Source organism: Cupriavidus pinatubonensis (assembly GCF_019602855.1).
Lineage (GTDB): Bacteria > Pseudomonadota > Gammaproteobacteria > Burkholderiales > Burkholderiaceae > Cupriavidus > Cupriavidus pinatubonensis.
In genome coordinates this window covers 1-12,931 of record NZ_CP080767.1, presented here as the reverse complement: position 1 = coordinate 12,931, position 12,931 = coordinate 1, and the positions used below count along the sequence as shown (strand labels likewise).

Annotated in this window: 8 protein-coding genes; 2 read left to right on the top strand and 6 right to left on the bottom strand. The window is 58.2% G+C overall.

The window, feature by feature from the left end; genetic code table 11:
* Position 1 precedes the first annotated feature (1 nt).
* Together K2O51_RS12485 and K2O51_RS12480 are read left to right on the top strand one after the other, a co-directional pair.
* Positions 2-1,783, top strand: coding sequence for an AIPR family protein (locus tag K2O51_RS12485; RefSeq protein WP_220631172.1), 1,782 nt, complete (start codon positions 2-4; stop codon positions 1,781-1,783).
* Positions 1,784-1,876: 93 nt separating this feature from the next.
* Complete coding sequence (locus tag K2O51_RS12480) at positions 1,877-2,842, top strand: ankyrin repeat domain-containing protein (RefSeq protein ID WP_220631171.1); 966 nt, start codon at positions 1,877-1,879, stop codon at positions 2,840-2,842.
* A gap of 114 nt (positions 2,843-2,956) precedes the next feature.
* On the opposite strand, the gene K2O51_RS12475 is transcribed toward K2O51_RS12480, so the two are convergent.
* The 6 genes from K2O51_RS12475 to dnaA all read right to left on the bottom strand — a co-directional run bounded on the left by K2O51_RS12475 (position 2,957) and on the right by dnaA (position 12,931).
* A complete protein-coding gene (locus tag K2O51_RS12475) occupies positions 2,957-4,324 on the bottom strand; it encodes a type II restriction endonuclease (protein ID WP_220631170.1) in 1,368 nt (455 codons plus the stop codon).
* A gap of 36 nt (positions 4,325-4,360) precedes the next feature.
* The gene (locus K2O51_RS12470) at positions 4,361-4,840 is read right to left on the bottom strand and encodes a very short patch repair endonuclease (RefSeq protein WP_220631169.1); all 480 of its coding nucleotides are present in this window, start codon (positions 4,838-4,840) and stop codon (positions 4,361-4,363) included.
* A 1-nt stretch (position 4,841) separates the two neighbouring features.
* Complete coding sequence (dcm, locus tag K2O51_RS12465) at positions 4,842-6,104, bottom strand: DNA (cytosine-5-)-methyltransferase (protein WP_220631168.1); 1,263 nt, start codon at positions 6,102-6,104, stop codon at positions 4,842-4,844.
* An 839-nt stretch (positions 6,105-6,943) separates the two neighbouring features.
* Positions 6,944-9,469, bottom strand: coding sequence for a DNA topoisomerase (ATP-hydrolyzing) subunit B (gyrB, locus tag K2O51_RS12460; protein WP_220631167.1), 2,526 nt, complete (start codon positions 9,467-9,469; stop codon positions 6,944-6,946).
* A gap of 217 nt (positions 9,470-9,686) precedes the next feature.
* A complete protein-coding gene (gene dnaN, locus K2O51_RS12455; RefSeq protein WP_140950458.1) occupies positions 9,687-10,802 on the bottom strand; it encodes a DNA polymerase III subunit beta in 1,116 nt (371 codons plus the stop codon).
* A gap of 374 nt (positions 10,803-11,176) precedes the next feature.
* Positions 11,177-12,931 (bottom strand): chromosomal replication initiator protein DnaA, encoded by a 1,755-nt coding sequence (dnaA, locus tag K2O51_RS12450; protein WP_011296191.1) that lies wholly within the window; start codon positions 12,929-12,931, stop codon positions 11,177-11,179.

Here is a 12,931-nt window from a genome sequence, read left to right as displayed (position 1 = left end):
GATGGAACTGCTGGAGTTTCTGCATCAGACGCAGCAGCAGATTCGGGATGAAATTTCTGCCCGAACCGCGCCGGGGATGGAAATCCCGTTTGAAGAGCTGGTTTTCACAGAAGTGGTCGCCACGCACATGGCTGACGTGGGTATGACTTGCGGCGAGCCTCGGGCGTGCCACTACTCGGCAAAGGTCGTGAATGCCAATGTCCGACTGAGTGGCTTCGCTCTGTCGGATGATGGCGATCAGCTTGATTTGTTTGTCAGCCTGTACCAAGGGACGCATGACCTGACTTCCATCAGCGACACAGAAGTCACAAAAGCCGCGGAGCACTGCGCCCGCTTTCTCACAGCATGTGTAGAAGGCAGGCTGTCGTCGAAGATGGACGAATCCAGTGACGCGTATGCAATGGTACTGACCGTCGAGCAGGTTTATCGCGAGCTGGACCAGATTCGCATCTATGTGCTCACCGACGCTCAAGTGAAAACCAGGATGTTCAAGTCCAGGGAAATCGGCGGAAAGACCGTCAAGCTTGAAGTGATGGATATCGTTCGTCTGTACAACCATTGGCAGGAAGGCAAGCCTCGGGACGAACTTGTCGTCAATTTCGAGGAGGTGTGCGGGCGGCCGTTGCCATGCGTCTGGGTGCCTGGCGAAGCAGGGGAATATGACTATGCCATGACCGTTGTTCCGGGCGAGGCGTTGCGCTTTCTCTATGAAAAATTCGGCACCCGGATTCTGGAAGCAAACGTGCGCTCGTTTCTCACCACGAGCAAGGAGGTCAACAAAGGAATCAGCAATACATTGCGCGAGGCGCCGGCACGGTTCATGGCATTCAATAATGGCATCGTCATCGTGGCGGATGAAGCGCGGCTGGGCCAAGTGAACGGTGGGCCGGGCATCGCCTGGCTGAAAGGCATGCAGATCGTCAATGGCGGCCAGACCACCGCGTCGATGTTCTTCACTAAGAAGAAGTTTCCGTCGACCGATCTCGGGCCGGTGCGTGTCCCGGCAAAGGTCATCGTGCTGCGGGATCTGGATCAAGCACTAGAGGAAGAGCTAATAGCCGATATCTCGAAGTATGCTAACTCCCAGAACAAGGTAAACGCCTCCGACCTCTCCGCAAACAAGCCATTCCATGTGGCAATTGAGAAGCTGGCCATGATGACGTTCTGTCCCGACGGTTACGGCCGCTGGTTCTATGAGCGTGCGGCCGGCAGCTACAAAGTCATGCTCGAGCGGGAGGGCAAGACGCCTGCTGGTATCAAACGTCTTCAGGAATCAATGCCGCCCGCGCGAAGGATCACCAAAACGGATCTGGCAAAGTATTTGTGCGCGTGGCGGCAGAAGCCAGATTTCGTCAGTCTGGGAGGGCAAAAGAACTTCGCGGCATTCATGCGAATGATAGAAGCCCAAGTGGAAGCCGGGCAAGCGGCTCCGGATGCGGCCGAGTACAAAAGAATGATCGCTTCCGTAATTCTGTTCAAGACAGCGGAGAAAGTGATCCGCGGCAGTGGCAGGTTCCCGGCGTTCCAGGCCAATGTAACGGCTTATACCGTAGCGGTTCTTTCGAAGCTCCGGGAAGATAGTATTGATTTAACCCTGATCTGGCAGAAACAGGGAATTTCCGCCGACCTGTCGAGGGAGATTCTGGTGCTAGCATCCGAGGTAAATGATCGTCTGCAGCGGACGGCAGGTGGAAAAATGATCTCCGAGTGGGCAAAGCGGCGGGAATGCTGGGAGTCCGTGACGGACTCGGACTTCAGCGTCAGCCTTTCCGCAACGCACTAAGGTGGCAGCGTGGGGGCGAATCTGTGGGGAATGGCACGGAAAGTCTTCGCGGTGCCCCTTATTATGATCACGGGATCACGGACGGAATTTGCCATGCTGCTCGATAGTCGTGACAGGCTCGATCCATTACTGGCACTTGCATTACGTGCAGGCCTGGGGGAGGTTGTTACCCGGGAGCTCCGAAGATTGGCCCACGTGGACGCCAGAGATTCAATGGGGAGGACGGCATTGATGATCGCGGCGGAATTCGGGCACGTCGAAATCTGCCGGCTGCTGCTTTTCGCTGGCGCAGATCCGGCATTGCGGGATGCGTCTGGCTCCACCGCCTCCGAAATAGCCCGCGAGCACGGTCATGCGATGCCGCTTGAGATGCCGGCAGGCGTTCCGGACGATGCCGGGCAGCAAGCCTCGTTAGAGCCGCCAACATCCGTCGTAGACGAGGCTCCTTGTTGGGAACCGAACGATGAGGAATTCCCGCCGGAAGATGATTTCCTTTGTCGACTGAGTTCGGAGGAATTACAGCGGCAAATTGGCGCGCAAATGCCGAAAGACAATGATCGGGACTGGTCCGATATTGCTTTCGAGTTACCGCCGGAGGAACCTCTGCGCAGCATAAGCGCACCGATGGTGTCCAGGCTAATTCTGGAGGGGTTGTCGTCCGGAAGAATTCATCCTGAAGAAATCGAGGCTGCATGTACAGCAGATTTCAACGAAGATGCCGATGCGGTCTTGCCTTGCCTGACTAGGTTGCTGGAAGAAGATTTGGGATTAGTCATTGAAGACATGCATCTCGACAAGCTTCCCGCGTGCGGCCGCGTCGAGCCCGGCAATGAATGGCTGGTGCCCGAGATACTTCAAAGTCTGGCAGACGCACTACCCCAACAGTCGAGGTCGGATTATTTTCGGTATGTAGCGTTGCTTGATAATGCGAATAATGACTTCTTGGACGGACGAGAAGGAGGTGCGAGTCCGTTAGGTATGCACACTACGCAGTCCGGTTTTTTTTCGTTTTCTGCAGATCAAATCGAAAGCAGGTCGGCTAACAGCCCACATGACTGAAGCAATCAGCCAACCGGAATCCCACTGCTCCTCGGTGCGGCCATTCCATTCGATAGCCGATCGGGATGGCGGCATAGTGCGGGCCCGAGAATCTACGATACCTTGAACTAAAAATCAGCCGCAATTAATCAAGCCTCTGGCTTCCCACAGGGGCCAGCGCACCCCCTTTATTTCCGTGGAGAAAAATTTCTCGAACGAAATAACGCTTGCATGCCGCTTGTATTCCGTTGTGTCCGAGTTTTTGAGGCTTTCCGGTACAACAAGGCAGATGCCCTGCGAAGCCATGTCTATGATCGCGTTCTCAGCGATATTTTCATCCACAGTCGCAATATAAAGATCGCAGTTTTTTATCTCTGCATGGACTTGCTTCCATCGCTCACGTAGCGTTGTCTTTGCGCTAAGGACTAGAGCCTCTCTGTCAGTTCTTATCTTATTGTCATAAAGGGCAAGTGAGGGCAGGATAAAATCAGGGCGCTTCTTGGCTTCGATTACGACTTGCTTCTGAAATGGGATCTTGCCCTCGCTCAGCATTGCCTCGATGTGATGCTCAAACGAGTAACCTGCCCTCGACTTTCGCTGTTGGGCGGCAGAAAGCATAATTGCGTCGATTTTCGGGTACTCGAGTACGATCGCGCGTAAGGCCTTTTCCGGCGAAACCGCAGAAGGGTCATCACCTAGAAGCAAGCGCACCAGTTCGATCGCCCGTGCTCTCATTTGAAAGTCTTTGAAGATCTCATATTCGATCCCCCGACTTATTGTACGGAGTGCGTCGCCAGGCTTGGCCATTGCGTAGGGGTCAAGATTTTCAAGGCCATTGTCGGCCAAGAAGCGAGCCCTCGCAGTAGCCGCTAGTGCGGCGGTCGTCGGCATGGATGCATACTTGGCGGCGAGCGCGATGATGGTTCCGTCGAAGAACGCCTTTACTACCTCCTCGAGGAACGTGATCTCTTTCTCTTCGCGCTTACAGCGCAAGGCTTCCAGTGCGAAAACGCCTGAACGAAAGTCTGGGGGCAGCGAGAGGAGGTCGCCGAGCAAATCGCAATCTTCGCTCTCGGAGTCGATGGTGACAGCCCTGTATTTGTCGCCCCGCCTTCCGATGACCAAGAAAGATGCAGGAGCCAAATCGGAGAACGCCGGCTTTGGCAATCCCGTCAGATGTGTCTCAGCTCTCTTGCTTGTGTAGTGAGCGAGTCTAGCCTTCTTCTTACCACTGATACCGACCCACTCGATCTCGAAGAATGCTTCACGTATCTCGTTAGCATCCACTTTCTCGCGCTGCTTTGCTACTAGTGGCGGAAAGAAGCCGTTGTCGCGCTCGGCCGGGGGAACATATACGCCAGCTTGGTGCTTGTTAGGTAGCCGCGCCCAATCGCGATCATTTAGAGAAAGCTTTTTGACAAAAATCGCTTCCGAGCTGTCGAGAAAAGTCGAGACCGGAAGGCTCGGCTCCTTTTCCGAAAAGATGTCCAATTTTTCCGGCATTTGTCCTGATTTGTTATTCGTTGTGTAGAGGACATGCTACGCGCCAACCGAAAAATGATCCATAGCGCCGATTTCGACCCAGTTCCCATCCCCAGACCTTATCCATTTAGCCAACTCTTCGCAGACGGCTTCGACGGGTCTTTTTCCTCCCCCCCTAATCGCGCATTCGCGGACGATTGCAACACGCCAACCTGCAGCAAGAAGATCGGAGACGACGCGGTCGTCCCTTGCGCGGTTGCCTTCGATCTTGGCTGTCCAGAACTCCGGCCTGGTGCTTGGAATTTTGAAAAGCGGACAGTCCACGTGCCCATGCCAGAAACAACCGTGAAAAAAAACCACCGTCCGTCGCCCCCTAAGGACAATATCGGGCTTACCAGGCAATGTGTCGCGGCGAAGCGAGTAACGAAGCCCGAGGCGGTGTAGTCCTTTGCGCAGTGCTAGTTCGGGCTTTGTGTCTTTCCCGCGGATGCCGGACATCATGCGGCTGCGGATCTCCGGCGGGACGACGTCTACCACGTCAGGCTGCGAACAGGCGAGGCCTGCCCGCCTCTTTCTCAGCCAAGGCCATGACGCGCGGCTTCATCAGCGCGGCGACAGCCTCGAACACGGGTACGGCAACGGCATTGCCGAACTGACGATAGGCCTGAGTATCCGAAACCGGAATTTTCCAGTCGTCAGGGAAGCCCATTAGCCGGGCACACTCACGCGGCGTAAGTCGACGTGGGTTCTTTTTTCCACGCGACACAAGGATTTCTGACCCATCTTTGTGGTAGCGGGCCGAAAGTGTCCTCGCGACCATGTCAGAGGTAACAAGGCCGAAGCCAAAACCATTTCCAGCGGCTTTGTGCTTGTCAGCGTAAGCCTTCAGGTAGGCCCACAGCTTGTCCGACAGAACATATTTATCAGAGACCTTAGCCTTGGTGCCCGCTGTGAACGGTGCCTCCGCCGACTCGCTCCCATCCTCGGGATGCAGGATTGAGGCGAGCCGCGGACCTTCATTGGGAAGGTCTAGATCGTCGAAGCTGAACCCTACATCTTCTCTAAAACCGACAATAACGATTCGTTCCCGATGCTGAGGAACGAATCTCTTGGCGTCGATGACGCGCGCCTCGACGTGATAGCCAAGCTCTTCTCGAAGAGTGCGCATGATGACACTGAACGTCCGACCTTTGTCGTGTGAGACCAGGTTCTTGACGTTTTCGAGCAAGAAAGCCTTCGGCCGTTTTTCTTCTAGAATGCGCGCAACGTCAAAGAACAGCGTCCCTTGCGTATCGCATGCGAACCCGTGGGCTCGACCTAAGGAGTTTTTCTTCGAGACCCCGGCGATACTGAAAGGCTGACAAGGAAAGCCAGCGAGCAGCACGTCATGATCAGGAATCTCTGAGGCTTCGATTTTAGTAATGTCGCCATTGACCTCATGATCATCACCGAAATTCGCAACATACGTTTTCTGCGAAAAGGTGTTCCATTCGCTCGTGAACACGCATTTGCCGCCTTGCCGCTGAAAGCCGAGACGAATGCCACCAATCCCAGCGAACAGATCGATAAAGGTAAAGTCCCCGCCGCCGACGGAGGGGCGAATAGGGCTCTTCGGAACGTCGATATCCTTGCGCATCAGCTCACGAATAGCCAAACCGACCATCCGGGGAGCCAAAATTTTGCCCGTTTCCCAACGCGAAATAGTTTTCGCATCCACGCCAAGTAAGTCGGCGAGTTCCTTCTGCGTCCAGTTTTTCCGCGCCTCTGAGAGGATCGCCTCGATCTCTATAGGATCGCCCATGTCTTGCTCCCAATTTACCCATCTTCTGCCGCGGCCGGAATGGGAATTTTAGCGGACATTATGCCCCCAATTCAGCCCAGGATCTAGCCCCACTGCCAAACGTCAAGGTGGCGAGCTTGCCGGGACGGACAGCCGGGCTGAGGCGATTTTAGGTCTCGCAGAATACTGTATAAATATACAGTACTCGTAAGGGAACAGGTACACTGAATGTCCGTCGCGCCGCAGTGAGCTCTAGGAGAATTGGCCAGCGCGCGGCATGCGATTTCTGCCGCCGCCGACTGCCGAAAAATGTACGAAAGGGACTGGACTGAAGAGAGGCGAGTTACTGTGCAAGATGGCGCGCCTAACAGCGGTTCATGCAATAAGCCACACCGTTCAACTATCTTGTACAACAGCAAGTCGAACAGCTCGGCTCATTACATGACTCTCGGCGCGTTGAGTCGGGATCCCGGCCGAGGAGGCATGCCTGAAGAAATGGAAGCAGTGGCGACGGCTGGACTCGAGCTAGGTATTTTTTGAGAGATGCCTAGGATCGCCACGCCAGCGAGTAGCCGCCAACCACCCGCGACCATGCGCCGATAACCGGAGCATAGGGCTCAGAGTTTCGAAGCCTTCAGGGAACGCCACTGTTGTCAAAAATATTCCCAGCACGGCGAATCAGGACATTTCGAGAAGTGAAACATCACCGCATCATCGCCGCGCCAATGGTCGGGCCCTGCACGATCTATTGCTCCTGGCGTCAAGGCATGATTGTCTAGGCCAGACGGACCAACTACCGTTCACCGTAGCAAAGCTGCATGGCCAATCGCAACGACTCTGGCGCCCTATGATAAAAAAGCTCAAACATCAATATTCCGCGCAACAAGGGCGTTGGACTCAATGAAGTTCCGCCTCGGCTCCACCTCATCCCCCATCAGCGTCGTAAAGATCTGATCCGCCGCAATAGCATCCTCAATCTGCACCTTCAGCAGACGACGCTGCGTAACGTCGAGCGTCGTCTCAAACAGCTGCTCAGGATTCATCTCACCAAGACCCTTATAGCGCTGACGCGACACACCACGTTCGGCTTCAGACAACAACCACTGCATCGCCCCATGGAAGTCATTGACAGTCTGATCCCTCATCTTGTCCCCTTCCCCGCGCTGCACCTTGGTCCCCTCAGGCGTCAGCCCCTGGAACGTCTTGGCCGCATTGGACAGCGCTGCGTAATCCGCCCCGTGGACAAAGTCCGCATCCATGTGCGACAGCCGCACGTTGCCATGGTGACGACGCGCAATCATCAGGCGATGCTTGTCGGTCTTTTCGTCGAACTGGGCATACACATCCGCCGTGCCATCGTCGTTGACGGCAGCGCCGAGCAGCGTCTTGGCATGCATCTCCGCCAGCTTGGTCTTCAGCGCCACGGCTGATGCCTCGGCCGCCGGCGCGCTGTCCAGGTCCAGCGTTACGCCATCGGCAATCGCGCGCAGCGCATCCGTATCCACGATGCGTGACAGGCGGCCGATCACGCCTTCCGTGAGCTGGTACTGGCGTGCCAGCTCGGTCAGCGCATCGCCATTGATCTCCGTGCCATCCGGGCGCACGAGCACTGCCTTTTCCATGGCCAGCTTGAGCAGGTAGGCGTTGAGTTCGACGTCGTCCTTGATGTAGCGCTCTTCCTTGCCGTGCTTGATCTTGTAGAGCGGCGGCTGGGCGATGTACACGTAGCCGCGCTCGATGATGTCGGGCATCTGGCGGTAGAAGAACGTCAGCAGCAGCGTGCGGATGTGCGAGCCGTCCACGTCCGCGTCGGTCATGATGATGATGCGGTGGTAGCGCAGCTTGTCGAGGTTGTAGTCGTCCTTGCCGATGCCGGTGCCCAGCGCGGTGATGAGCGTGAGCACTTCCTGGCTGGAGAGCATCTTGTCGAAGCGCGCGCGCTCGACGTTCAGGATCTTGCCCTTGAGCGGCAGGATGGCCTGGAACTTACGGTCACGGCCCTGCTTGGCGGAGCCGCCTGCGGAGTCACCCTCCACCAGGAAGAGTTCGGACTGGGCCGGGTCTTTTTCCTGGCAGTCGGCGAGCTTGCCGGGCAGGCCCATGCCATCCATGACGCCCTTGCGGCGGGTCATTTCGCGGGCCTTGCGGGCGGCTTCGCGCGCGCGGGCGGCGTCGACGATCTTGCTGCAGATGGTCTTGGCGTCGTTGGGCGTTTCGAGCAGGAAGTCGTTCAGCGCCTTGCTGACGAGTTCTTCCACGGGCAGGCGCACTTCGGACGAGACCAGCTTGTCCTTGGTCTGCGAGCTGAACTTGGGCTCGGGCACCTTGACGGACAGCACGCAGGCCAGGCCTTCGCGCATGTCGTCGCCGCTGGTTTCCACCTTGGCCTTCTTGGCGATCTCGTTTTCTTCGATGTACTTGTTGATGACGCGGGTCATCGCGGCGCGCAGGCCGGTCAGGTGGGTGCCGCCATCCCGCTGCGGGATGTTATTGGTGAAGCAGAGCACCTGCTCGTTGTAGCCGTCGTTCCACTGCATCGACACTTCCACCGCAATGCCGTCTTTCTCGGCGTTCGCGTAGAAGATGTTCGGGTGCAACACGGTCTTGGCGCGGTTGATGTACTCGACAAAACCCTTCACGCCGCCGGAGAAGGCGAAGTCTTCTTCCTTGCCGGTGCGCTGGTCGACCAGCTTGATGTGGACGCCGTTGTTCAGGAACGAGAGTTCACGAATCCGCTTGGAGAGGATTTCGTAGTGGAACTCGACGTTGGTGAAGATTTCCTCGTCGGCCAGGAAGTGCACCTCGGTGCCACGCTTGTCGGTGTCGCCGATGATCTTCATCGGGGACACTTCGACCGGCTGGCCGTCCGGGCCGTTGACGGTCTCGATGATGCGGTTCTGCACGTCGCCCTTGGCGAATTCGATCAGGTGGACCTTGCCGTCACGGCGCACGGTCAGGCGCAGCCACTTGGACAGCGCGTTCACGCACGACACGCCCACGCCGTGCAGGCCGCCGGACACCTTGTAGCTGTTCTGGTTGAACTTGCCGCCGGCGTGCAGCTCGGTCATGGCGATTTCCGCCGCGCTGCGCTTGGGTTCGTGCTTGTCGTCGAACTTGACCAGGGGCGGGATGCCGCGGCCGTTGTCGACGATGGAGATCGAGTTGTCGCTGTGGATGGTAACCGTGATCTCGGTGCAGTAGCCGGCCAGCGCTTCGTCGATGGAGTTGTCCAGCACCTCGAAGACGAGGTGGTGCAGGCCGGTGCCGTCGGAGGTGTCGCCGATGTACATGCCCGGACGCTTGCGTACCGCCTCCAGGCCTTCCAGGATCTGGATCGAAGAGGCTCCGTAGGTATTTTCCTGTTGCGGGTTCTGCTGTTCGGTCATGTCTTTCTACTCAACGGCTGATGCGAAAACCTGGCCGCGCCGGCACTTTGGCAGGGCGTTTGGCGTTCCGCATGGCGGGTTACTAAAAACGGCAAAAGGGGCGGATCGATTTCGATCCTGCCCCTGCTGCAAAGAGACGTCCCGTGATAGTGCGGGTGTCGTAGCGTGCCGTTTGCTGCTCCGGTATCTCTGTATCTGTCGTCCTGTTACCGGATCATCAGATGCGCATCGGCATGACGACGTACTTGAAGTTGTCGTCTTCCGGCACGGTGATCAGCGCGCTCGAATTCGAGTCGCCGAGGCTGACCTGCACTTGCTCGCTCTTCAGGTTGGCGAGGACGTCGAGCAGGTAGGTCACGTTGAAGCCGATGTCGAGCGCGTCGCCCGAGTAATCGAGTTCCAGCTCTTCCTGCGCCTCTTCCTGATCGGCGTTGGTGGAGCTGATCTTCAGCATGTGGGTATCCAGGATGCAGCGCACGCCCTTGAACTTGTCGGTCGTCAGGATGGCGGTACGTTGCAGCGCTTGCTGCAGGCGCACGCGGTCAATCGCAAAGGCGTTCTTGTAGCCCTTGGGAATGACGCGCTGGAAGTCGGGGAACTTGCCTTCCACCAGCTTGGAGATCAGCTCGATATTGGCGAAGCTGAACTTGACCTGGTTGGCGGCGAGCTGCACCTGCACGGGATCGTCGTTGTCTTCGAGCAGGCGTTGCAGTTCCAGGATGGTCTTGCGCGGGATGATGACTTCCTGGCGCGAGCCCACACCGGTGGCTTCGTTTTCCAGTTCCACGCCGCAGTAGGCCAGGCGGTGGCCGTCGGTGGCGACTGCCATGACCTTCTTGCCGTCGACGACGAGCAGCATGCCGTTCAGGTAGTAACGGATGTCTTGCTGCGCCATGGCGAAGTGGACCATCGCCAGCAGGTGCTTGAAGGTCTTCTGCGGCAGCGAAACGCTCGCGTTGAATTCGCTCGCTTCGGCTACGGTCGGGAACTCTTCGGCGGCCAGCGTTTGCAGCGCGAAGCGGCTCTTGCCGGACTGCACGGTCATGCGCTTGTCGTTGAGCGACAGGGCGACGTCGCCGTCGGGCATGGCGCGCAGGATGTCGAGCAGCTTGCGTGCGGCCACGGTGGTGGCCACGCTGTCATTGCCCACGCCGCATTCGGCGTGCGTGGTGATCTGGATCTCGATGTCGGTCGAGAGGAAGGATACGTTCGAGCCGGACTTGCGAATCAGCAGGTTGGCCAGGATCGGGAGGGTGTGGCGGCGCTCCACGATGCCGCTCACGATTTGCAGCGGACGCAGCAGATTGTCTCGCGAGGTTTTGACCAATTGCATTGAATTTATCCTTCGTCGTTTGTCGTCGGCGACCGCAAACTCCAGGCAACTCCAATTCACTTAGAAATCAAGGAGTTAATGTGCCATTGTACCAAGGATAAGCCGCTGCGGTGAAGCGGGGCGAAACCGCCGGAAGTGGGGGCTGTGCACAAAAAGCCACGGCGCCCGCCAAGTACTTTCCGCATTTCATCCCGACTCACCGCAAAGCCTTATCTATGGCTAACACTGCACACGGCTGCGGCTGGGCCGATGTTGTTTAACAGGCGCCCCGGAGACTCCTCCAGTGACGCCGAACCTACAGTATGCCAGCCCTCCCGGGGCCGGCCTTCCAAAACTCGCCCGCCCCGGTTTCCCGGGTCGGGATGCTGCCCCGATCAACCCTTGAGCGTCTGTTCCAGCACGTGCAGTTCGTGGTTGAGCTGCGCGTCCTTGCTCCGCTCATCGGCGATCTTGCGCACCGCGTGCAGCACGGTGGTGTGATCGCGCCCGCCGAAGAGTTCGCCGATCTCCGGCAGGCTCTTCTGCGTGAGTTCCTTCGCCAGGTACATCGCGATCTGGCGCGGCCTTGCAATGTTCGCAGGCCGCTTTTTCGAGTACATGTCAGCGACCTTGATGTTGTAGAAATCCGCGCAGGTCTTCTGGATGTTCTCGACCGAGATCTGGCGGTTCTGTACCGTCAGCAGGTCCTTCAGCGCTTCACGCGTGACTTCGATCGTGATGTCGCGGCCGTGGAAGTTGCTGAACGCCAGGATCTTGCGCAGCGCGCCTTCGAGCTCGCGCACGTTCGAACGCAGGTGCTTGGCGACGAAGAACGCGACTTCCTCGGGCACGCTCACGTTCTCGGCGGCGGCCTTCTTCATCAGAATCGCCACGCGCATTTCCAGCTCGGGCGGCTCGATGGCCACGGTCAGGCCGGAGTCGAACCGCGAGATCAGGCGATCGTCGATGCCGGTGATCTCCTTCGGGTACGTATCGCTGGTGATGATCACCTGCGCCCGGTTGGCGATCAGTGCTTCGAACGCATAGAAGAATTCTTCCTGCGTGCGGTTCTTGCCGGAGAAGAATTGAATATCGTCGATCAGCAGCAGGTCGAGCGAGTGGTAATAGCGCTTGAACTCGTCGAACGCCTTGCGCTGGTAGGCCTTCACCACGTCAGACACATACTGTTCGGCGTGGATGTAGCGGATGCGCGCGCGCGGGTTCTCCATCAGCATGAAATTGCCGATGGCGTGGATCAAGTGAGTCTTGCCGAGGCCCACGCCGCCATAGAGATATAGCGGGTTGTAGGACTTGCCCGGGTTGTTGGCGACCTGGATGGCGGCAGCACGCGCCAACTGGTTGGCCTTACCGGTGACGAAGTTGTCGAACGTCAGGATCGGGTTCAGGCGCGAACGCTCGTGCACGGTGTCGCTGGCCTGGCTCGGCTGGCCGGGCTGCGCACCGGGCCCGCCGGGGCCGGGGTGCTGCACCATTGGACCCGACTGCATGGGAGGTTGCTGCGGTTGCATGCGGTAGGAGCGGGCAGCCACTTCGGACGGATCCATCTGGACCACGTCGATCTCGCCCATGTCAACGCCATGCTGCGCACCCGGCGCCGGCTGCTGGCGCATGCCGCCTTGCAGCGGACGGCCAGGGTAGGGCGCCTGCGCCGGCGGATAGCCGGCCTGGCCGTGGGCGGACTGGTACTCGCCATAGCCGGGCTGCATGCCAGGTTGGGCGAACTGCTGGCCCATGGGTTGCCCCATCGGCTGACCGCCGGGATAGCCTTGCATACCCGTACCCGGTGCTGCGTGACCGTCGGCACCGCCGCCCGGCATCATGCCCGGCTGACCGCCCATGCCGCCGGCCGGTGGTTGCGCGTAAGCGGCCGCACGGCCCGACGCAGCAGGATCCAGGACAAAGTGAACACTGACCTGCGCTTCCCAATATTCGCAGGCAAGGGCAGTAATACGCCCCGAAAACTGGCTCTTGACCCAATCCAGCTTGAACCGGTTCGGCGCAGCAATGCGCAGCGTGAGCGCTTCTTCGTCGAAACCGACGGGCGCCAACGGCTTGATCCAGGTTTTGAACTGTTGCGGCGTCAGTTCGCGCTCGAGCTGCGCGGCTGCCGCCTGCCAGAAGTCTTGCAT

Bases quoted from the DNA above. Each gene is read 5' to 3' on its own strand.
- K2O51_RS12475 (WP_220631170.1), bottom strand. From the start codon at position 4,324: ATGCCGGAAAAATTGGACATCTTTTCGGAAAAGGAGCCGAGCCTTCCG.
- dnaA (WP_011296191.1), bottom strand. From the start codon at position 12,931: ATGCAAGACTTCTGGCAGGCGGCAGCCGCGCAGCTCGAGCGCGAACTG.
- K2O51_RS12480 (WP_220631171.1), top strand. From the start codon at position 1,877: ATGCTGCTCGATAGTCGTGACAGGCTCGATCCATTACTGGCACTTGCA.
- gyrB (WP_220631167.1), bottom strand. From the start codon at position 9,469: ATGACCGAACAGCAGAACCCGCAACAGGAAAATACCTACGGAGCCTCT.
- K2O51_RS12485 (WP_220631172.1), top strand. From the start codon at position 2: ATGGAACTGCTGGAGTTTCTGCATCAGACGCAGCAGCAGATTCGGGAT.
- dcm (WP_220631168.1), bottom strand. From the start codon at position 6,104: ATGGGCGATCCTATAGAGATCGAGGCGATCCTCTCAGAGGCGCGGAAA.
- dnaN (WP_140950458.1), bottom strand. From the start codon at position 10,802: ATGCAATTGGTCAAAACCTCGCGAGACAATCTGCTGCGTCCGCTGCAA.